16 protein-coding genes, 1 tRNA gene and 1 riboswitch are annotated in these 20,859 nt (G+C 71.4%); of the genes, 15 read left to right on the forward strand and 2 right to left on the reverse strand.

The genetic code is table 11. From position 1 onward, the window contains the following. Positions 1-135 precede the first annotated feature (135 nt). The 13 genes from ACWC94_RS02545 to ACWC94_RS02605 all read left to right on the forward strand — a co-directional run bounded on the left by ACWC94_RS02545 (position 136) and on the right by ACWC94_RS02605 (position 15,401). A complete protein-coding gene (locus tag ACWC94_RS02545; protein WP_450794497.1) occupies positions 136-780 on the forward strand; it encodes a hypothetical protein in 645 nt (214 codons plus the stop codon). Between the two features lie 38 nt (positions 781-818). After that, a complete protein-coding gene (locus ACWC94_RS02550; protein ID WP_450794609.1) occupies positions 819-2,312 on the forward strand; it encodes a protein kinase domain-containing protein in 1,494 nt (497 codons plus the stop codon). A gap of 188 nt (positions 2,313-2,500) precedes the next feature. Beyond that, on the forward strand, positions 2,501-3,154 hold the full coding sequence (locus ACWC94_RS02555) for a SurA N-terminal domain-containing protein (protein ID WP_450794610.1): 654 nt from the start codon (positions 2,501-2,503) through the stop codon (positions 3,152-3,154). A gap of 336 nt (positions 3,155-3,490) precedes the next feature. After that, a complete protein-coding gene (locus ACWC94_RS02560; RefSeq protein ID WP_450794498.1) occupies positions 3,491-4,552 on the forward strand; it encodes a nucleoside triphosphate pyrophosphohydrolase in 1,062 nt (353 codons plus the stop codon). Further along, complete coding sequence (locus ACWC94_RS02565; protein WP_450794499.1) at positions 4,549-5,859, forward strand: cytochrome P450 family protein; 1,311 nt, start codon at positions 4,549-4,551, stop codon at positions 5,857-5,859. Before ACWC94_RS02560 ends, ACWC94_RS02565 begins: the two co-directional genes overlap by 4 nt. Before the next feature lie 150 nt (positions 5,860-6,009). After that, positions 6,010-7,122 carry a transglycosylase family protein gene (locus ACWC94_RS02570; RefSeq protein ID WP_450794500.1) on the forward strand — a complete coding sequence of 371 codons (1,113 nt, stop codon included), beginning with the start codon at positions 6,010-6,012 and terminating at the stop codon, positions 7,120-7,122. Between the two features lie 197 nt (positions 7,123-7,319). After that, positions 7,320-7,493: riboswitch (cyclic di-AMP (ydaO/yuaA leader) on the forward strand. Between the two features lie 4 nt (positions 7,494-7,497). Next, positions 7,498-8,199, forward strand: coding sequence for a transglycosylase family protein (locus ACWC94_RS02575; RefSeq protein ID WP_450794501.1), 702 nt, complete (start codon positions 7,498-7,500; stop codon positions 8,197-8,199). Positions 8,200-8,491: 292 nt separating this feature from the next. After that, positions 8,492-9,799 (forward strand): phosphopyruvate hydratase, encoded by a 1,308-nt coding sequence (gene eno, locus ACWC94_RS02580; RefSeq protein WP_450794502.1) that lies wholly within the window; start codon positions 8,492-8,494, stop codon positions 9,797-9,799. A gap of 115 nt (positions 9,800-9,914) precedes the next feature. Next, a complete protein-coding gene (locus tag ACWC94_RS02585; RefSeq protein WP_450794503.1) occupies positions 9,915-10,391 on the forward strand; it encodes an FtsB family cell division protein in 477 nt (158 codons plus the stop codon). Between the two features lie 52 nt (positions 10,392-10,443). Continuing rightward, complete coding sequence (locus ACWC94_RS02590) at positions 10,444-10,980, forward strand: DUF501 domain-containing protein (RefSeq protein WP_450794504.1); 537 nt, start codon at positions 10,444-10,446, stop codon at positions 10,978-10,980. Then, positions 10,977-11,972 (forward strand): Ppx/GppA phosphatase family protein, encoded by a 996-nt coding sequence (locus tag ACWC94_RS02595; protein WP_450794505.1) that lies wholly within the window; start codon positions 10,977-10,979, stop codon positions 11,970-11,972. Before ACWC94_RS02590 ends, ACWC94_RS02595 begins: the two co-directional genes overlap by 4 nt. Before the next feature lie 582 nt (positions 11,973-12,554). After that, positions 12,555-13,946: an NAD(P)/FAD-dependent oxidoreductase gene (locus tag ACWC94_RS02600; RefSeq protein ID WP_450794506.1), complete on the forward strand. Its 1,392-nt coding sequence runs from the start codon at positions 12,555-12,557 to the stop codon at positions 13,944-13,946. A 162-nt stretch (positions 13,947-14,108) separates the two neighbouring features. Beyond that, entirely contained in the window at positions 14,109-15,401 is a 1,293-nt protein-coding gene (locus tag ACWC94_RS02605; protein WP_450794508.1) for a class I SAM-dependent methyltransferase, read from the forward strand. A 65-nt stretch (positions 15,402-15,466) separates the two neighbouring features. Here ACWC94_RS02605 and ACWC94_RS02610 read toward each other — a convergent pair whose 3' ends face one another. Further along, positions 15,467-17,995 carry an ABC transporter permease gene (locus ACWC94_RS02610; RefSeq protein WP_450794509.1) on the reverse strand — a complete coding sequence of 843 codons (2,529 nt, stop codon included), beginning with the start codon at positions 17,993-17,995 and terminating at the stop codon, positions 15,467-15,469. Next, the gene (locus ACWC94_RS02615; protein ID WP_450794510.1) at positions 17,995-18,765 is read right to left on the reverse strand and encodes an ABC transporter ATP-binding protein; all 771 of its coding nucleotides are present in this window, start codon (positions 18,763-18,765) and stop codon (positions 17,995-17,997) included. The genes ACWC94_RS02610 and ACWC94_RS02615 overlap by 1 nt, the downstream gene beginning before the upstream one ends. A 425-nt stretch (positions 18,766-19,190) precedes the next feature. On the opposite strand from ACWC94_RS02615, the gene ACWC94_RS02620 reads away from it, so the two are divergent. Then, positions 19,191-19,277 (forward strand) — tRNA-Leu (locus tag ACWC94_RS02620). A 178-nt stretch (positions 19,278-19,455) separates the two neighbouring features. Further along, positions 19,456-20,694, forward strand: a complete 1,239-nt coding sequence (locus tag ACWC94_RS02625; protein WP_450794511.1) for a 4-hydroxybenzoate 3-monooxygenase — start codon at positions 19,456-19,458, stop codon at positions 20,692-20,694. The last annotated feature ends 165 nt before the right edge of the window (positions 20,695-20,859 follow it).

Below are 20,859 nucleotides of genomic sequence, written 5' to 3' on the forward strand. Positions count from 1 at the left end.
CAACCGGGACGCTTGTCCGTGTCCTTGTCCGTGTCGGGTCATATGCTCGAAGCGACAATCGCACGACCGGCGTTCTCCGCCCGACGGAACGCGCCGGGCGGACACGTACGCCCAAATCAGGCATCAGGAGCAGTCATGCAAGGCCTCGGCTACGGACAGCCGGTGAAGCGGCCGCCGCACACCGCGTGGCTGGTTCTGCTGCGTGTGCTGTTCGTGGCGACCGGGTTTTTCAGCGTCGGCCTGCTGGCCTGGGTGATGCTGTTGCGGCTGGCGATCGTGACGCGACGGTCGCTGGACTGGGGCCTGTTCGTCGCCGCGCTGTTCGCCGACATCCTCAGTCTGGTGCTGATAGGTACCGAGTCCGGTGACGATGTGCACACCCCGGGCGGCTACTTCGGCATGTTCCTGTTGCTCGGCACGCTGGTGGCCGCGATCGCGTACTACCTCGCCGCGGACATCCGTCACTTCATGCTGCGGCAGCAGTCGTACGCGGCACAGCGGCCGGCGCAGGCCGGGTACGGCTACCCCGGCCCCGCGCACCCGTACACGGCGGCGCCCGCCCCGGCGACGCCGATCGGCCGAGCGGGCCACGACACGCCGTTTCCCCCGGCCCCGGCCGTCCCGCACACGCCGCCCCCGATGCCGCGCACGCCCGTGCCCCCGCCGCCGCGGCGCCCGGCGCCCACCCACATCGAGCAGGTGCGCGCCGAACTGGACGAGCTGAGCGACTACCTGCGCAAGCATGACGCCGGGCACGACGGCCACGAGGGCGGAAGGTGAGCGTGGCGGCAGGACGAGTCGTCGCCGGCCGGTACGAACTGTCCACGCTCATCGGACAGGGCGGCATGGGCCAGGTGTGGACGGCGTACGACCGGCGGCTCGACCGGCGCGTGGCGGTGAAGCTGCTGCGGCCCGACAAGGTGGCGGGCCAGGAGGCGGACGAGCTGCGCCGCCGGTTCCTGCGCGAGTGCCGGGTGACCGCGCAGGTGGACCACCCCGGTCTGGTGACCGTGCACGACGCGGGCAGCGAGGGCGAGGAACTGTTCCTCGTCATGCAGTACGTCGACGGCGCCGACCTGTCCGACCATCTCGCCGAGCACGATCCGTACCCGTGGCCGTGGGCGGTCGCGGTGGCCGCGCAACTGTGCGCGGTGCTGAGCGCCGTGCACGCCGTGCCGATCGTCCACCGCGACCTCAAGCCGCGCAACGTGATGGTGAAGCAGGACGGCACGGTGACCGTGCTCGACCTCGGCGTGGCGTCCGTCATGGACACCGACACCACCCGTCTCACCCACACCGGCTCCCCGATCGGCTCGCCCGCCTACATGGCGCCGGAGCAGGCGATGGGCGGCGCGGTCGGCCCGTACACCGACCTGTACGCGCTCGGCGTGCTGATGCACGAACTGCTCAGCGGTGACGTGCCGTTCGCGGGCTCCACGGCCCTCGGTGTGCTGCACCGGCACCTGTACGAGCCCCCGGTGCCCGTGCGCCGGACCCGCCCCGAGGTCCCCGAGGCGCTGGAGGCCCTCGTCCTGCGGCTGCTCGCCAAGGACCCGCAGCACCGGCCGGGCTCCGCGCAGGAGGTGTACGAGGACCTGGCTCTGCTCCTGCCCGCGCGTGGGACGCCCACAGGGGCGCCCCTGGACCCCACGCGCCCCTTCCTGCGCCCGCACGCTCCCTGGCCGGACCGTGCGCGTACCCCCGCGCCCCAGCCCGCCCCCGTGACGCCGGCGCCGCCGGTGGCCGAGAAGCCCGATGTCGCCGCGGCCGTCGACGAGGTCAAGCGCCTGCTGGGGGAGGGGCGCATCACCCAGGCCGTGGACATCCTGGGCGCCATCCTGCCCGCCGCCGCCGAGCAGCACGGCGAGCACTCCCCGGTGGTGCGCACGCTGCGCAAGCAGTACGCGGCGACGCTCATGGACGACGGCCAGTACCGGCGCGCGCTGCCCGAACTGCGCCGGCTCGCCGACGAACGCGCCGCCGAGGCCGGCCACGCCGACCCGCAGTCCCTGCGCTACCGCTACGAGGCCGCGCAGTGCCTGGAGCAGCTGGGCGAACCGGCGGCGGCGCTCACCGAGTACCGTGCGCTGCTGCCGTACTACGAGAACCAGTACGTCTCCGGCGACCCGCAGCTCGCCCACGAGGTGCGCCGGCGCATCGGCCATCTGCTGCTCGCCCTGGGTGACCGGCCGTCCGCCCACGACACCCTGGCCCGGCTGCTGATGGACGTGGAGCGGCTGCGGGGCCCCGGTCACCCGATGGCCCTGGAGATCCGGCGCACCCTGCAGTGGCTCGGCCAGGTGCGCGGTTAGCGGGTACGACGTCACGGACGAGGCGGACGGCACCGGCTGAGCCGAAGCGGTGGGTGCGGCGGACGCAGCGGTGCCCCAAGTGCGTGCGAATCGTTGGTCGAATGGGTTGGCCCCGGCCCGCCCACTGCCTACCATCGATCACCGCAAGACTTTGTGCACCGTCGCACAATCTCCCCTTGGAGGTTCCCTTGCACCGCCGCCGTCGCACCGCGCTCGTCCTCACCGCCGCGATCGCCGCCGCGGCACCCTTGCTGACCGCCTGCGGGAACGACGCGCACCCGGGCGCCGCGGCCGTCGTCGGAGGGCAGCGGATCACCGTCGCCCAACTGGAGAGCCGGGTCGACGAGGTCCGCAGGGCACAGCGGGCCGCGGTGCCGGACGAGACCCAGTACCAGCAGGTCCTCGCCTCCACCAGCAGCCTCACCCGGGACACCCTGCACAACATGGTCCTCGACCGGGTGCTGCACCGCGCCGCGCAGGACGCGGGCGTCACGGTGACCCGCAAGGAGGTCCAGCGGATGCGTGCCGGCCTGGAGGAGCAGGCCGGCGGCGCCAAGGGGCTGCAGGCCGCCTGGCTGGAGAAGTACGGCATCGCCCCGGCCCACCTCGACGAGAACCTCAGCCTCCAGCTGGAGGCGCAGAAGCTGGCCGGGAAGCTCGGTACCGACACCAGCCGGCCCGACTTCTGGAAGGCCCTGTCCAAGGCGTCCCGGGAGCTCCGCGTCGCCCTGAACCCGCGCTACGGCTCCTGGGACGTGCAGAAGAGCAGTCGCGTGGACGCCAGCACGCCGTGGGTGCGGGAGGTCACGACGGCGGACGGCGGGCAGCCGGTCACGGCCTAGGCCCTGTCGTCAGACTCCCGTCTGCCCGGCGGCGCCATGCACGCTCCCCCGCTGCCTCAAGGGCGTGGGAGGTGCCCCCACTCGCCGCACCGGGCGCGGACCCAAGGACATCCAGTACGAGGGTCGGCGCCCGGCACGGCGAGAGCACGCACCTGACGCCGCAGGGCCGCCCTCCGGGCGACGACGGGAGTCTGACGACAGGCCCTAGCGCGGCGGGGCCGGACGCCGCCGGCCGAGGACGTTCGGGCACCCTGCGTCGGTCATACGATCACACGATCGTCCCTGCCCTGTGGACAACCGAATCCGCTCCCTCCCGCCGTGGGTTACGTTCGGACCGTGAACGCATCCAGCCCCGACCTCGCCGCCCCGGCCGACCCCGGTCGCATCGTCCTGCTCACCACCAGCCACCGTGTCGCCCCGGGCCTGCTGTCCTGGCCCGCCTGGCAGGCCCTGCGCGCCGCCGACGCCGTGCTGTGCGCGGACGGCACGCATCCGCAGCTGCCGTATCTGCGCGAGGCCGGGACAGCCGTGGAGGAGGCGTCCCCCACCGCGCAGGAGCTGGTCGACGCCTGCGCCGGCGGGCGGACCGTGGTGGTCGTGGCCACCGGCGAGGGGGAGCCCGCGCTCACCGACGGCCTGGCCCGGCTGGCCGGCTCCGGCCGTGTCTCCATGCCGGAGCTGGAGCTGCTGCCGGCCTCCTACGACCTGCCCGGCGCCCGCCTGCTGGACCTCGTGCAGGTCATGGACCGCATCCGCGCCGAATGCCCCTGGTCGTCCCGGCAGACCCACGAGGGCCTCGCCAAGTACGGCCTCGAGGAGGCGTACGAGCTGGTCGAGGCGATCGAGACCGGCGACCGGGAGGAGCTGCGCGAGGAGCTGGGCGACGTCCTGCTCCAGGTCGTCTTCCACTCCCGGATCGCCGAGGAGCACCCGGACGCGCCGTTCTCCGTCGACGACGTGGCCGGCGGCATCGTCGCCAAACTCGTCCACCGGCACCCGCATGTCTTCGGTGACGAGAAGGCCGAGACACCACAGGACGTCAAGGAGCACTGGCTGCGCACCAAGGCCGAGGAGAAGCAGCGCACCTCGGTCACGGAGGGCGTCCCGCTCGGCCAGCCCGCACTGGCCCTCGCCGCCAAGCTCGCCTCCCGCGCCCGCACGGCGGGTCTGGACGTCCGCCTGCCGCGCGGCGAGGGCATCGGCTACGAACTGCTCGCGCTGGCGGTCCGTGCCGAGGCGGACGGCGTGGACCCGGAGGCGGCCCTGCGGGCGGCGGCGCGGGCGTACCGGGACGCGGTCCGGGAGGCGGAGGGCGTCGAGCCGGAAGCGATACGCGCGGCCCGAGGCGGCCACCGGGACGCGGAGGCCCACCCGAGTCCGGATACGGTCGGGGAGTGACCGACCAGCCCCACCCCCGGACCGCCCCCGACTCCGCCCCGGACTCCGCTCCCCCCTTGTTCACCTGGGAGTTCGCCACCGACCCCTACCCCGCCTACGCCTGGCTGCGCGAGCACGCGCCGGTGCACCGGACGCGGCTGCCCAGTGGGGTCGAGGCCTGGCTGGTCACCCGGTACGCCGATGCCCGGCAGGCCCTGGCCGACCAGCGGCTGAGCAAGAACCCGGCGCATCACGACGAGCCCGCGCACGCCAAGGGCAAGACCGGCATCCCCGGCGAGCGCAAGGCCGAGCTGATGACCCATCTGCTGAACATCGACCCGCCGGACCACACCCGGCTGCGCCGCCTGGTCAGCAAGGCGTTCACCCCGCGCCGGGTCGCCGAGTTCACGCCCCGGGTGCAGGAGCTGACCGACCACCTCATCGACCGGTTCGCCGAGAGGGGCTCCGCCGACCTCATCCACGAGTTCGCCTTCCCGCTGCCCATCTACGCCATCTGCGACCTGCTCGGTGTCCCGCGCGAGGACCAGGACGACTTCCGGGACTGGGCCGGCATGATGATCCGGCACGGCGGAGGGCCGCGGGGCGGAGTCGCCCGGTCCGTCAAGAAGATGCGCGGCTACCTCGCCGAGCTGATCCACAAGAAGCGCGAGGCGCTGCCCGCCGAGCCCGCGCCCGGCGAGGACCTCATCTCCGGCCTCATCCGGGCCTCCGACCACGGCGAGCACCTCACCGAGAACGAGGCCGCGGCGATGGCGTTCATCCTGCTGTTCGCCGGCTTCGAGACGACCGTCAACCTCATCGGCAACGGCACCTACGCCCTGCTCACCCACCCCGAGCAGCGCGCGCGGCTCCAGGACTCCCTGGCCAGGCGGGAAACGGACCTGCTGGAGACCGGGGTGGAGGAACTCCTGCGCTACGACGGCCCGGTGGAGCTGGCCACCTGGCGGTTCGCCACCGAGCCGCTCACCATCGGCGGCCAGGACATCGCGCCGGGGGACCCGGTGCTCGTGGTCCTCGCGGCGGCCGACCGGGACCCGGAGCGGTTCGCCGACCCGGACGCGCTGGACCTCGCCCGCCGCGACAACCAGCACCTCGGCTACGGCCACGGCATCCACTACTGCCTCGGCGCGCCGCTCGCCCGGCTGGAGGGCCAGACCGCGCTCGCCACCCTGCTCACCCGGCTGCCCGACCTGCGGCTCGCCGTGGATCCGGACGAGTTGCGCTGGCGCGGCGGGCTCATCATGCGCGGCCTGCGCACCCTGCCCGTGGAGTTCACGCCGGCCGCCGGCGCGGCCGGGCGCCGGTGAACGTGAAGGGCGTTCAACTTTGTGATCTTCACGTGATCTGCGCGGCATTAACTTGTGACAAGTGATCGTCTGCGGATACGTTCACCCATCAGCGTGGCGACGGATTTCAGCGCGCCGCGCCGCTCCTGCTGTCGCACGAAAGGCTTCCGCATGCTCTCCGGGAACGGTCGTCACCGTCGCCCCCGTCAGGCTCCGGCCCTCCTCGTCGCGGCCGGAGTGACCGGCTCCGCCATCGCCATCCCGCTGCTCGGTGCCGCGAGCGCCAACGCGGCCGACGGCACCACCTGGGACAAGGTCGCCGAGTGCGAGAGCGGCGGTTCCTGGAGCGCGGACACCGGGAACGGCTACTACGGCGGCCTGCAGATCTCGCAGGACGACTGGGGCAGGTACGGCGGTACGCAGTACGCCGACAGCGCCGACCAGGCCAGCCGCTCGCAGCAGATAGCCGTCGCCGAGAAGATCCTGGCCGACCAGGGCACCAAGCCGTGGGCCACCTGCGCCCTGCTCTCCGGTCTGACCTCCAACTCCGCTTCGGTCGACGTCGACACCGGCGTCGGCGGCCCGGGCGGCACCGGTGGTTCGGCCGGCACCTCCGGCTCGGCCGGGACCTCCGACTCGTCCGGTCTGCCGGATTCGTCCGCGCAGGACTCCGGTTCGGGCCCGGGTTCCGGCCCCCACTCCGACCCGGGTTCCGGCACGGGCTCCCCCTCCGCGTCGGACTCCTCCGGCCCGGACTCCTCCGCTCCGGGCGCCTCCGGTCCCTCCTCGGACCCGAGTGCCACGCCGGCTCCGCGGAAGGGTCACCACGCCACGAAGACCCCGGATGCGCCCGGCGGCTCCACCGGAACCAGCACCCCCAAGTCCGACAAGGGCGACAAGTCCGGCTCGACCGGCAATGGCGGCTCGCAGGGCGGCGACAGCTCGCCGACGGCAACGCCCGGTACCGACGAATCGGACAATTACCAGCAGTCCGCCGGTTCTTGGAGCCTGGTCGACACCGGCACGCTCAGCAGTGGCGGACGTCACCGCGGCGAGAGTGCGGACGAAACCGTGACAAACGGTCAGAACGCCCCCGCTTCCGGCCGTCACGCCGACCGTGCGGCCGGCACCTACACGGTCCGCGAGGGGGACACCCTCGCCTCCATCGCCGACTCCCTGGGTGTCGACGGCGGGTGGCATGCGCTCTACGACGGGAACAAGAGCGTCATCGGCGCCGACCCGAACCACATCGCCGCCGGTCAGACCCTGGAAGTCGGTTCCTAAACGGGCGGAGGACAGCGGCAGTTGACGCCCCGTTTCGCCGTTGATGTCCGATTCGGTGAAAGTGTGGGATGAGTCTCAGAAGCCCTGATCGTCTTTGAAATTCCCTCGATCACGTGTCTACGGTCGAGGCCGCTCGTCACCACGAGCCCCGGCAGTCGCAACGCCGAATCCTGCCAGCGGTTGCCCGGGAACAGTCGTCGCGTCAAGCGCCGTAGGCAGGAGCGGGGGACCCAAGGTAAGTGCCGGGCCCGGCGGTTGACGCCGGAACCGGCTGGGGGTGAAGCCGCGCCTCGCGAGAGCGAGCGTGCGGCCGGGCAACTCAACCGGCCCGAACCCGACAGCTCACCTCGCAGGCGTCGGTGAGGGGATCGATCCATGCTGTTTACCGGCAAGGGCAAGCACCGTCGTCCGTCCAAGGCCACCCGTGTCATCGCGCTCGCCGGTGTCACCGGCGCCGCCGTCGCCGCCCCGCTGATGGCGGCCGGCAACGCCTCCGCCGCCACCGCCTCCGAGTGGGACGCGGTCGCCCAGTGCGAGTCGGGCGGCAACTGGTCCATCAACACCGGCAACGGCTTCTACGGCGGGCTGCAGTTCTCCGCCTCCACCTGGGCCGCGTACGGCGGCACCGCCTACGCCCCGCAGGCCAACCAGGCCACCAAGGCGCAGCAGATAGCCGTCGCCGAGAAGGTCCTCGGTGCGCAGGGCAAGGGTGCCTGGCCGGTCTGCGGCACGGGCCTGTCGAGCGCCGCCTACAACGGCTCCGCGCCCAGCACCCCCTCGCACACCACCTCGTCGAAGACGACCGCGCCCAGCACCACCACGCGCTCCGACCAGCAGGCCGCCTCCCGCTCCGCCGAGCGCACGGCCCCGGCGAAGAGCAAGACGGTCACCACGCCGACCGGCAAGAAGGTCAAGAAGGGCGACGGCGAGTACAAGGTCGTCACCGGTGACACCCTCAGCTCCATCGCCGCCAAGCACCACGTCCAGGGCGGCTGGCAGAAGCTCTTCGAGCTGAACAAGGACATCGTCGAGGACGCGAACCTCATCTACCCGGGCCAGCAGCTGCACCTGAAGTAAGCGGCAGCGGCCCTCGGCCCGCCCCCCGTCCCCACGGACTCCCCGCCCCGGCGCGTGTTCCCCCGTACGCGCCGGGGCGGGGTCTTTTGTGCGCGCCCCGGGCAGTCATGTGCGTGCCTTCTGCACCCACCCTTTGTTCCGTTCAGGAACAATGGGTACCGTCTGCGTGTCCCTCCCCGTCCACGGGGCGGTCGGTCGGTGGCCGATCCCCCGGAGACGGTTAGGCTCTAGTCGCAAGGCGCAGCCGTAAGGCAGCAAGCCCCGCACTTCCAGCGTCACATCCAAGAAGGAGATGCTCGTGCCGTCCATCGACGTCGTCGTAGCCCGGGAAATCCTGGACTCCCGAGGCAACCCCACGGTCGAGGTCGAGGTCGGCCTCGACGACGGCAGCACGGGTCGTGCCGCCGTCCCGTCCGGCGCCTCGACCGGCGCCTTCGAGGCCATCGAGCTGCGCGACGGTGACCCCAACCGCTACCAGGGCAAGGGCGTCGAGAAGGCCGTCCTCGCCGTCATCGAGCAGATCGGCCCGGAGCTGGTCGGCTACGACGCCACCGAGCAGCGCTTGATCGACCAGGCCATGTTCGACCTGGACGCCACCGACAACAAGGGCTCCCTCGGCGCCAACGCCATCCTCGGCGTCTCCCTCGCCGTCGCCCACGCCGCCTCCGAGGCCTCCGACCTCCCCCTCTTCCGCTACCTGGGCGGCCCGAACGCGCACCTGCTGCCGGTGCCGATGATGAACATCCTCAACGGCGGCTCGCACGCGGACTCCAACGTGGACATCCAGGAGTTCATGATCGCCCCGATCGGCGCGGAGTCCTTCTCCGAGGCCCTGCGCTGGGGCACCGAGGTCTACCACACCCTGAAGAAGGTCCTGAAGGGCAAGGGCCTGTCCACCGGCCTCGGCGACGAGGGCGGCTTCGCCCCGAACCTCGGCTCCAACCGCGAGGCCCTCGACCTCATCCTCGAGGCGATCAAGGAGGCCGGCTACGTCCCCGGCCAGCAGATCGCCCTCGCGCTCGACGTCGCCGCCTCCGAGTTCTACAAGGACGGCACGTACCTCTTCGAGGGCAAGGAGCGCTCCGCCGCCGAGATGACGGAGTACTACGAGGAGCTCGTCGCGGCCTACCCGCTCGTCTCCATCGAGGACCCGCTGTTCGAGGACGACTGGGCCGGCTGGAAGGTCATCACCGACCGTCTGGGTGACAAGGTCCAGCTGGTGGGTGACGACCTGTTCGTCACCAACCCCGAGCGCCTGGCCCGCGGCATCGAGGAGGGCACCGCCAACGCCCTGCTCGTCAAGGTCAACCAGATCGGCTCGCTGACCGAGACCCTGGACGCCGTCGAGCTGGCCCAGCGCAACGGCTTCAAGTGCATGATGTCCCACCGCTCCGGCGAGACCGAGGACGTCACCATCGCCGATCTGGCCGTCGCCACCAACTGCGGCCAGATCAAGACCGGCGCCCCGGCCCGTTCCGAGCGTGTCGCCAAGTACAACCAGCTGCTGCGCATCGAGGAGATCCTCGACGACGCCGCCGTGTACGCGGGCCGCAGCGCCTTCCCGCGCTTCCGCGGCCACATCGACGTCGCCAAGGGCTGACCCCCACCGGGCTAAGTCTTAGCCAGTCATACGTACGTCCCCGGACCCGGTCCCGTACCGTGTCCGGGGACGTACGCACGTGTGAAGCGCAAGGCAAGGGGAGGCGGAGAGCCACATGGCCGTGAAGGACCGCGACCGTTTCTCCACCGCGACCAGGCTGCGGCTGCTCGGCGAGCAGACGGCGGCCCGGGTCTACCGCTCCCAGACCAAGCGGCAGGCCCGCCGCTCCCGGCTCACCGGCCGGGCGGCGCTGCTCGCGCTGGTGCTGTGCTCGATGATCGTCGCGCTCGCCTACCCGATGCGGCAGTACGTCTCCCAGCGCGCGGAGATCGCCGACCTCCAGCGGCAGCAGGAGCAGGCCCGCAAGCGGGTCGAGCAGCTGCGCGACCTCAAGGCACGCTGGCAGGACGACTCCTACGCCGAGCAGCAGATCCGGCGCCGGCTGCACTACGTGAAGCCCGGCGAGACCGGGTACGTGGTCGTCGACCCGGGCGCGGCCCAGCAGTCGCGCACCGACCTCGGGGCCGCCCACCGGCCCTGGTACGCGAACGTCTGGGACGGGGTCGACAAGTCCGACGCCTCCGACCAGTGAGCAGTAACGCCGGCCTTCGGCCGTAACCGACAGAAAGCTTCGAAGAGCAGTCATGGAAACGCCCCCGCCGCCCACTTCGCGCACCGAGCCCACCGACGCGGACGTGGAGGCCTTCAAGCAGCAGCTCGGCCGCCCGCCGCGGGGCCTGCGGGCCATCGCGCACCGCTGCCCGTGCGGCCAGCCGGACGTCGTGGAGACCGCGCCGCGGCTGCCCGACGGCACGCCCTTCCCGACGCTGTACTACCTCACGTGCCCGAAGGCGTCCTCCGCCATCGGCACGCTGGAGGCGAACGGCGTGATGAAGGAGATGACCGAGCGGCTGCAGACGGACCCCGAGCTGGCCGCCGCCTACCGGGCCGCGCACGAGGACTACATCCGGCGCCGCGACGAGATCGAGGAGCTGAAGGGCTTCCCGAGCGCGGGCGGCATGCCGGACCGGGTCAAGTGCCTGCACGTCCTGGTGGCCCACTCGCTGGCCGCCGGCCCCGGCGTGAACCCGCTCGGCGACGAGGCGCTCGCCATGCTGCCGGAGTGGTGGAGCAAGGGTGCCTGTGTGACCCTCGAACACACCGAGGGGGACGAGAAGTGACGCGGGTCGCCGCCGTCGACTGCGGTACGAACTCCATCCGTCTGCTGGTCGCCGACGTGCATCCGGGAACCGGTGAACTCGTCGACCTCGACCGCCGGATGACGATCGTGCGGCTCGGACAGGGCGTCGACCGCACCGGCCGGCTCGCCCCGGAGGCGCTGGAGCGCACGTTCGCGGCCTGCCGTGAGTACGCGGCCGTGATCAAGGAGCGCGGTGCCGAGCGCCTGCGCTTCGTGGCCACCTCCGCCTCCCGCGACGCCGAGAACCGGGACGACTTCGTACGCGGCGTGGTGGACATCCTCGGGGTCGAGCCGGAGGTCATCACCGGCGACCAGGAGGCCGAGTTCTCCTTCACCGGCGCGACCAAGGAGCTGACGGGGCGTACGGACCTCACCAGGCCCTACCTCGTCGTGGACATCGGCGGCGGCTCCACCGAGTTCGTCGTCGGCGACGACCACGTCCGGGCGGCGCGGTCGGTGGACGTCGGCTGCGTGCGCATGACGGAACGTCACCTGGTGCGGGGCGGCAAGGTCTCCGACCCGCCCACCGAGGAGCAGATCGCCGCCATAAGGGCCGACATCGAGGCCGCCCTGGACCTCGCGGAGCGGACGGTCCCGCTGCGCGAGGCGCACACCCTGGTGGGCCTGGCCGGCTCGGTCACCACCGTCTCCGCGATCGCCCAGGAACTGCCCGAGTACGACTCCGCGCGCATCCACCACTCCCGGATCTCCCACGACCGCGTCCGCGAGATCACCGGGTGGCTGCTGCGCTCCACGCACGCCGAGCGCGCCGCGATCCCGTCCATGCACCCGGGCCGGGTCGACGTCATCGGCGCGGGCTCCCTGGTCCTGCTGGCGATCATGGAGCGGATCGGCGCCGAGGAGGTCGTCGTCAGCGAGCACGACATCCTCGACGGCATCGCCTTCAAGGTGGCGGAAGAGGCGGAAGAGGCGGAAGAGGCGGCCGGCCGAGGCGGTGGCCGGCCCCGGTGACGCGGAGCGGCCCTGGTTCCCCCCGGGAGGAACCAGGGCCGTCGCTTCGGCAGCGCGGTCGGACCGTCACCGGCGTTGCGGAGGGGGACACCGCACGGCCTCGGCGGACACGGTCGTCGTCGCGCGGTGCGCGGCCAGACCCGGTGTTACTGGTGAGTAGCCTCCGGCTGAGCAGGTCGGATAACGTTTGAGCGGCACCGAAAGGGCCCTCCCGGGCGCCCCCGGCGGTGCGGCGCCGGAAAACTTCGTGAAGTTCTTCACAAGGAATTCGGCCCGGTCGGGGCACGGAAGGGTGTCCGCTGACCCTTTCGGGTGCCCAAGACGTCCTTGAACATGTTCAGATGGGGGTCGTGCGACACCTTCGGATTGCGTTCCGGCGGGGGTGTTGCGAACGGCTCACACCCGCGCTCGCCGCCGAGAGAGGCAGCTCACGCGGCATTGACAACGGCTCCGAGGATGCTGCGGTTCCCCTCGGCCGCCATGATCTGCGTCACGCGAGCCGCGGAGTGTAGCACAGGGCCTGTCGGACCTTGTGAAGGGGCGCACGAGCGACCCCTCCGAGGCGGGTGGATACTCGATGGCATGAGCACCACGGAGCGTCCCAGGATCCTCGTAGTAGGCGGTGGGTACGTAGGCCTGTACGCAGCTCGGCGCATCCTCAAGAAGATGCGCTACGGAGAGGCGACCGTCACGGTCGTCGACCCCCGGTCGTACATGACCTACCAGCCCTTCCTCCCCGAAGCCGCCGCCGGCAACATCTCCCCTCGCCACGTCGTCGTGCCACTGCGACGCGTGCTGCCGAAGGCGGAGGTCCTTACCGGTCGGGTCACCACCATCGACCAGGACCGCAAGGTCGCCACGATCGCCCCGCTGGTGGGCGAGGCGTACGAGCTGCCCTTCGACTACCTGGTCATCGCGATGGGCGCGGTCTCCCGCACCTTCCCGATCCCCGGCCTCGCCGAGCAGGGCATCGGCATGAAGGGCATCGAGGAGTCCATCGGCCTGCGCAACCACGTCCTCGAGCAGCTCGACAAGGCCGACTCGACCAACGACGAGGAGATCCGCCGCAAGGCGCTCACCTTCGTCTTCATCGGCGGTGGCTTCGCGGGTGCGGAGACCATCGGCGAGGTCGAGGACATGGCCCGGGACGCGGCCAAGTACTACAAGAACGTGTCCCGTGAGGACATGCGCTTCATCCTCGTCGACGCCGCCGACAAGATCCTGCCGGAGGTCGGCCCCAAGCTCGGCCAGTACGGCAAGGAGCACCTGGAGAGCCGCGGTGTGGAGATCTACCTCTCCACCTCCATGGACTCCTGCGTCGACGGCCACGTCGTGCTGAAGAACGGCCTCGAGGTCGACTCCAACACGATCGTGTGGACCGCCGGTGTGAAGCCGAACCCGGCCCTGTCCCGCTTCGGCCTGCCGCTCGGCCCCCGCGGCCACGTCGACTGCGAGCCCACGCTCCAGGTCAAGGGCACGGACTACATCTGGGCCGCCGGTGACAACGCCCAGGTCCCGGACCTCGTCGGCCGCAAGGCGGGCAACGAGAACGCCTGGTGCCCGCCGAACGCCCAGCACGCGCTGCGCCAGGCGCGGGTCCTCGGCGACAACGTGGTCTCCGGCATGCGGGGCTTCCCGCAGAAGGACTACGAGCACGCCAACAAGGGTGCGGTGGCCGGTCTCGGCCTCCACAAGGGCGTGGCGATGATCGTCATGGGCAAGATGAAGATCAAGCTCAAGGGCCGCCTCGCCTGGTACATGCACCGTGGCTACCACGGCATGGCGATGCCGACCTGGAACCGCAAGATCCGCGTCTTCGCCGACTGGACGCTCGGCATGTTCCTCAAGCGCGAGGTCGTCTCCCTGGGCGCCATGGAGAACCCGCGCGAGGAGTTCTACGAGGCCGCCAAGCCCGCGCCGGTCGCCGCCGCGAGCACGGCCGACAAGACCGGGGAGAAGGCCAAGGCCTCCTGACCCCCACCGGTCGACGACCGACCCGAAGGACCTCCTGCCATCCGTGGTGCGGGAGGTCCTTCGGTTTTGCCCGGAAAAGACGGCCTGCGGGACTACCTTCGGTGGCTGACGGTGTTTACGTGGTTACCGGCATCCGGGATCGTCGTCTTGGAGGTGTGCGTCATGGCCGACGCCGCGTCGCGGCTGTGGAGTCTTGCCGAGCAACTGCTGGGAGCCCCGCTCCCGGTCCGGCTGCGGGCCTGGGACGGTTCGCAGGCCGGGCCGCCGGGCGCGCCGGCGCTCGTCGTGCGCAACCGCCGCGCCCTGCGGCGCATGCTGTTCAAGCCGGGCGAGCTGGGCCTCGCCCGCGCCTGGGTCTCCGGCGACCTGGGGATCGAGGGGGACCTGTACACCGCGCTGGACGCGATGGCGGGTCTGGTGTGGGAGCGCGGGGAGGACGCCCGCGGTCTGCTCGAGTGCGCACGCGACCCCGCCGTACGGGCCGCCGTCCGTGAGCTGCTGAAGCTGGCGGGGCCGCCGGTCCCGCCCGCCCCGCCGCGCGAGGAGGCCCGCAGACCGCGCCGGAAGCTGCACACCCGGCGCACCGACAGGCGGGCCATCAGCCACCACTACGACGTCGGCAACGACTTCTACGAGCTGGTCCTCGGCCCGTCCATGGTGTACTCCTGCGCCTACTGGGAGGACGGCGGCACGCTGGAGAGCGCCCAGCGCGACAAGCTGGAACTCATCAGCGCCAAGCTCGGCCTGACACCGGGGCAGCGGTTGCTGGACGTCGGCTGCGGCTGGGGTTCGATGGCCGTCCACGCGGCCCGCGAGCACGGCGTGGACGTCGTCGGGGTCACGCTGTCGCAGGAGCAGGCGGCGTACGCCCGTAAGCGCGTCGCCGACGAGGGGCTGACCGACCGGGTGGACATCCGGGTCCAGGACTACCGGGACGTCAGGGACGGCCCCTTCGACGCGATCTCCTCCATCGGCATGGCCGAGCACGTCGGCGCCGAACGCTATCTGGAGTACGCCCAGCAGCTGTACGGTCTGCTGAAGCCCGGCGGGCGGCTGCTCAACCACCAGATCGCCCGCCGCCCGCAGTACGACGAATCGGCGTACGAGGTGGACGAGTTCATCGACGCGTACGTCTTCCCCGACGGTGAACTCGCCCCCCTCGGCACCACCGTCACCCAGCTGGAGCGCGCCGGGTTCGAGGTGCGGGACGTGGAGTCCATCCGCGAGCACTACGCCCGCACCCTGCGCCGCTGGGTCGCCAACCTGGAGGCGGACTGGGAGCGCGCCGTCCGGCTCGCCAGCCCCGGCCGCGCCCGCGTCTGGCTGCTGTACATGGCTGCCTGCGCACTCGCCTTCGAACGCAACCGGATCGGCGTCAACCAGGTCCTGGCGGTCCGCACCCCGGAGTCCGGCGCCTCCGGCCTGCCGCTGCGCACCCGCACCTGGAACGGCTGACCGGCGGTACGGCGCGAGGGGCCCCGCTCCGGTGACGGAACGGGGCCCCCTCGGATGCCGTACGGCTACTCGGCCTTGATCGCCGCCAGCATGTTCAGCCGGGCCGCGCGCCGGGCCGGCCACAGGGCGGCCAGGACCCCGACCAGGCCCGCCAGCAGCAGGAAGACCGCCATCCGGCCCCAGGGCAGGACCAGTTCGTACGTCGGCATCCTCGTGCCCAGCAGCTCACCGGCCGCCCAGCCGAAGAACACGCCCAGACCGATGCCGAGCACCCCGCCGAACAGGGAGATGACCAGGGACTCCAGGCGGACCATCCGCTTGACCGCCCTGCGGTCCAGGCCGATCGCGCGGAGCATGCCGATCTCCTGGGAGCGCTCGAAGACCGACATGGCCAGGGTGTTGATCACCCCGAGGACCGCGACGATCACCGCCATGCCGAGCAGGCCGTAGAGCATGTTCAGCATCAGCGTGAACATCTTCGCGATGGCGTTGGAGATGTCCTGCTTGTCCTGGATCCTGATGGCCGGGTTGGAGTCGAGGGCCTTGACCAGCTTGTCCTTGGTGGCGCTGGAGGCGCCGCCCGCGGTCTTGACCATGACGTCGCTGTCGGCCGGGTGGGTCAGGTGCGGAGTGACCGCCGCGTTGTCGACCAGGATCTCCTTGAACATCTCGTTGCCCTGGTAGACACCGGCCACCGTCAGCTTCTGCCGCTTGCCGTCCTCGTAGTGCACGGTGAAGACCGACCCGGCCTTCCAGCCGTGCGCCTTGGCGGTGTCCTCGTCCACGGCGACCCGGGAGCCGCCCACCTCGAAGGTGCCCTGCTTCGTCTCCAGATGGGTCAGCGCGCCGATCGCGGAGCCGTTGACGCCGGTCAGCACCTCGCTGGAGCCGTCGATCCGGGAGACGGCCCGGCGCACGGGGCTGATGGCGGTCACGCCGTCGGTCGCGGCGAGCTTCCGCGCCACGTCGGGGGAGAGCGGGTCGCCGCTGGTCATCGAGACGACGTAGTCCGCGCGCAGCGACGAGCTGGCCATCTTGTCGATCGCCGTCTGCAGGCTGCCCGCCATCACCGTCATGCCGGTGATCAGGGTCAGGCCGATCATCAGAGCCGAGGCGGTGGCCGCCGTACGGCGCGGGTTGCGCACCGAGTTCTGGCGGGCCAGCTTGCCCGAGACACCGAAGGCGCGCATGAGCGGGCCGGTGGCCGCGATCAGCGGCCGGGACAGCAGCGGGGTCAGGATGAACACACCGGTGATCAGCAGCACGGCACCGATGCCCATCGGGCCCTGCGCGGAGTCGGCGTCCATCGACGTGGCCGCGAGGACCACCGCGACACCGGCCGCCGCGAACAGCGCGCCGAGCGTGTTGCGCAGCACCAGCGACTTGGTCGTCGCCTTGGCGTGCACGCTGCTCATCGCCGCCACCGGCGGGATCTTCGCGGCGCGGCGGCCGGGCAGCCAGGCGGCCAGCATGGTGATGAGGATGCCGACCGCGAGGGCGGCCACCACGGTGCCGGGGCTGATCACCAGCGGCCCGTCGGGCACGCTGCCGCCGAAGGAGCCCAGCAGGGAGCGCAGGCCCGCGCCGATGCCTATACCGGCGGCCAGACCGGTCACACCGGCGACCGCGCCGACCGCGAACGCCTCGATGAGCACCGAGCGGGTCACCTGGCGGCGGGAGGCGCCGACCGCGCGCAGCAGGGCCAGCTCCCGGGTGCGCTGGGCGACCAGCATGGTGAAGGTGTTGGCGATGATGAACGTGCCGACGAACAGCGCGATGCCGGCGAACACCAGCAGGCTCTGCTTCAGGCTGCTCATCGAGTCGGCGATCTGCTTCGCCTGGTCGTCGGCGAGCTGCTTGCCGGTGGTGGTCTCCACCAGGTGGGACGGCAGGGCCTTGTCCAGCTCGGCCTTGAGCGCGGCCTGGCTGGTGCCGGGCGCGGCCTTGACGTCGATCTCGTCGTACGTGCCCTTCTTGCCGAAGAGCTTCTGCGCCGTCGGCGTGTCGAACAGGGCGAGGCTGCCGCCGGCGGACACGTTGCCGTCGTCGGTGGTGAAGATGCCGGCGAGGGTCGGCTTCAGGACCGGGCCGTTCACCGACAGGCGCACGGTGTCACCGACCTCGTAGCCGGCGCGCTTCGCGGTCTTGGAGTCGAGCAGCACCTCGTCCCCGCCGTGCGGGGCGTGGCCGCTGACCAGCGGGTACCGGGCGTCCTTGGCGCCCCAGTAGTTGCCGCCGGCGGACTGCCAGTCGCCGCCGGCCAGCTTGCCGTCCTGGTCGGCGACGGCGGTGAAGCCGCTGACGACACCGGTAGCGGAGGCGGCGCCGGGGACCTTGCCGGCCTGGTCCAGCAGGGCCCGGGTCAGGTCGGCCGTCCGGCCGACCTCGTCCCCCTTGGAGTCCTGGTACTTGGGCTGTACGGCGACGTCGACCTGGTCGAAGCCCTTGGCGGAACTCCTCTGGTAGGCGTCGGAGATGGTGTTGGTGAAGACGAGGGTCCCGGAGACGAAGGCCACGCCGAGCATGACGGCGAGCACGGTCATCATCAGCCGGGCCTTGTGCGCGAGGACGTTGCGCAGGGCGGTGCGGAACATCAGCTGGTACGGCCCTTCGCGTCGAACTGCTTCATGAGGTCGAGGACGGAGTCGGCCGTGGGCGCGAACATCTCGTCGACGATCCGGCCGTCCGCGAGGAAGACGACGCGGTCGGCGTAGGCGGCGGCGACCGGGTCGTGGGTCACCATGACGACGGTCTGGCCCAGTTCGCGCACGGAGTTGCGCAGGAAGCCGAGCACCTCGGCGCCGGAGCGCGAGTCGAGGTTTCCGGTCGGCTCGTCACCGAAGATGATGTCGGGCCTGGAAGCGAGGGCACGGGCGACGGCCACGCGCTGCTGCTGACCGCCGGAGAGCTGCGCGGGCCGGTGGCTGAGCCGCCCGGACAGGCCGACCATCGAGATCACCTGGTCCAGCCAGGCCCTGTCCGGCTTCCGTCCGGCGATGTCCATCGGCAGGGTGATGTTCTCCAGGGCGGTCAGCGTCGGCAGCAGGTTGAACGCCTGGAAGATGAAGCCGATCTTGTCCCTGCGGAGTTTGGTGAGCTGCTTGTCCTTCAGGGAGCCCAGCTCGGTGTCGCCGATGCGCACCGAGCCGGAGGAGAAGGTGTCGAGGCCGGCCACGCAGTGCATCAGCGTGGACTTGCCCGAGCCGGACGGGCCCATGATCGCGGTGAACTCGGCCTGCCGGAAGTCGACGGAGACCCGGTCCAGGGCGACCACCCGGGTCTCACCCTGCCCGTAGGTCTTCGACAGCTCCGAGGCGCGTGCGGCCACGGCGGTGGTCCGGCCGGCGGTGGGTGTGGTGGTCACGGGACGGTGCTCCTGTCGGGACGACGTGTGTTCCATGGGGACCGTTCCATCGTCTCGGTGCCAGGAGCGCGTGTAGTCAGCCGCTGTTCCGGTTCCGTAGGGCGACTCGGGTCGGACGGGCGGGCCCCGGTGTCATACCTGGGGAGGACGGCCGACCCTGACAGGGGGGCGGTCGAACCGGATGTCGAACCGGTGTCGAACGATGTCGAGAACGGGTGGAACACCCTCGTTGGGACGGTGAAATTCCGTCATTCCACGTACGTCCGTACCCCCGTCACGTCACGCTGTTGGCAAGTGCGGATGGCCCGTTCCGCGGGCTGATGCACCCTCAGACGTCAATAAAATAAGACAACATCGGTCCGCCCTTCCGCTGTTCGGGGGATGCGTCCCGATAGGCTCGAACCTCGAAGCGGAGCCCATGGCCTGCCCGGATGGTGGAATGCAGACACGGCGAGCTTAAACCTCGCTGCCCCTTCGCGGGCGTGCCGGTTCAAGTCCGGCTCCGGGCACCACCCGCGCCCCTGGGACAGGGTTCAGCGCGCGGCTCCCACCCCCCACTGACACCGGATGGTCACCGGCGCGGAATCGCCTCCGCGGCCGGTGGAGGAAAGTTCATCAGGCGAACAGCGCGGACAGCGGGTCGGTTGTGTCGCCGTCTGGGCGAGGGCGCCACGGGAAGGGGCAGGGCCGATGCGCACCACCGTCGGGATCATCGGAGCGGGGCCGGCCGGACTGCTGCTCGCGCGGCTGCTGCACCGCGCCGGCATCGACTGCGTGGTCCTGGAGAGCCGCGACCGCGCCTACGTCGAGCGGCGCCAGCGCGCCGGGATCCTGGAGCAGGGCACGGCCGACGTGCTGCGCGCCGCCGGCGCCGGGGAGCGGATGGACCGGGAGGGCCTGCGGCACGACGGTATCGAACTGCGTTTCGACCGCCGCCGCCACCGCGTCGACTTCCCCGCCCTGACCGGCGGTCGGTCGGTCGTGGCGTACGCCCAGACCGAGGTCTGCAAGGACCTGATCGCCCTTCAGCTCAAGGAGGGCGGACCGCTGCTGTTCGAGGCGCGGGCGCTGGCGGTGGAGGGCGCGGACGGCGACCGGCCGCGCATCCCGTTCCGGCACCAGGGCCGCGAGGACGTGCTGGAGTGCGACTACGCGGTCGGCTGCGACGGCTTCCGGGGCGTGGCCCGGGGGGCGTTCCCGGCCGCCCTGTCCCGCGTGTTCGAGCGGACGTACCCCTACGCCTGGCTCGGCGTCCTCGCCGACGTCCCGCCCTCGCACGACGAACTCGTCTACGCCCGCCACGAGCGCGGCTTCGCCCTGCTGTCGATGCGCCCGCCCGTCACCGGCCACCACCCTGCCGGGCAGGCTTTTGGGCAGGTCGCCGCGCTCCCTGCCCCCTCCTTCGTGTCCCGCCTCTACCTCCAGGTGCCCGCCGGAACACGGGCCGAGGAGTGGACCGACGACGAGATCTGGTCGGAGCTGGAGCGGCGCTCGGAGACGGACGACGACTGGCGGCTCGAACGCGGCCCCCTCACCCACAAGTCGGTCACCCCCATGCGCTCCTTCGTGCACGAGCCGATGCGCCACGGCCGGCTCTTCCTCGCCGGCGACGCCGCCCACATCGTCCCGCCCACCGGGGCCAAGGGGCTGAACCTCGCCGTCGGTGACGCCGTCACCCTCGCCCGCGCCCTCGCCCACGAGAAGGAGACCGGCTCCCCGGACCTCCTCGACGCCTACTCCGCGACGTGTCTGCGCCGCGTGTGGCAGGCCGAGCGGTTCTCCTGCGACATGACGACGATGCTCCATCCGGCCCCGGGCGGCACCCCGTTCGACGCCCGCCTCCAGCGGGCCCGGCTCGAACGCATCGCCTCCTCCCGCGCGGCCGCGACCGACCTGGCCGAGGCGTACACCGGGTTTCCTTTCGGTTAGGTCGCAGGTTCGTCAGGGAATGCGATCAACCGTGGCCGGGAATCACCGGTCCACGTAGCGTGTGAGGCAGCAGGGCAGAGGAAAGATCCTCCTCAAGTATCATGGTCGGTCCTTTGCCAATCCATTACTCTTGAGCCAAGGCTGCGCACGGCAGCCATGGAGGAG

Source organism: Streptomyces sp. NPDC001135 (genome assembly GCF_053598395.1).

Coding starts and splice junctions, on each gene's coding strand:
- ACWC94_RS02545 (WP_450794497.1), top strand. CDS start 136: ATGCAAGGCCTCGGCTACGGACAGCCGGTGAAGCGGCCGCCGCACACC.
- ACWC94_RS02570 (WP_450794500.1), top strand. CDS start 6,010: ATGCTCTCCGGGAACGGTCGTCACCGTCGCCCCCGTCAGGCTCCGGCC.
- ACWC94_RS02575 (WP_450794501.1), top strand. CDS start 7,498: ATGCTGTTTACCGGCAAGGGCAAGCACCGTCGTCCGTCCAAGGCCACC.
- eno (WP_450794502.1), top strand. CDS start 8,492: ATGCTCGTGCCGTCCATCGACGTCGTCGTAGCCCGGGAAATCCTGGAC.
- ACWC94_RS02585 (WP_450794503.1), top strand. CDS start 9,915: ATGGCCGTGAAGGACCGCGACCGTTTCTCCACCGCGACCAGGCTGCGG.
- ACWC94_RS02590 (WP_450794504.1), top strand. CDS start 10,444: ATGGAAACGCCCCCGCCGCCCACTTCGCGCACCGAGCCCACCGACGCG.
- ACWC94_RS02600 (WP_450794506.1), top strand. CDS start 12,555: ATGAGCACCACGGAGCGTCCCAGGATCCTCGTAGTAGGCGGTGGGTAC.
- ACWC94_RS02605 (WP_450794508.1), top strand. CDS start 14,109: ATGGCCGACGCCGCGTCGCGGCTGTGGAGTCTTGCCGAGCAACTGCTG.
- ACWC94_RS02610 (WP_450794509.1), bottom strand. CDS start 17,995: ATGTTCCGCACCGCCCTGCGCAACGTCCTCGCGCACAAGGCCCGGCTG.
- ACWC94_RS02625 (WP_450794511.1), top strand. CDS start 19,456: ATGCGCACCACCGTCGGGATCATCGGAGCGGGGCCGGCCGGACTGCTG.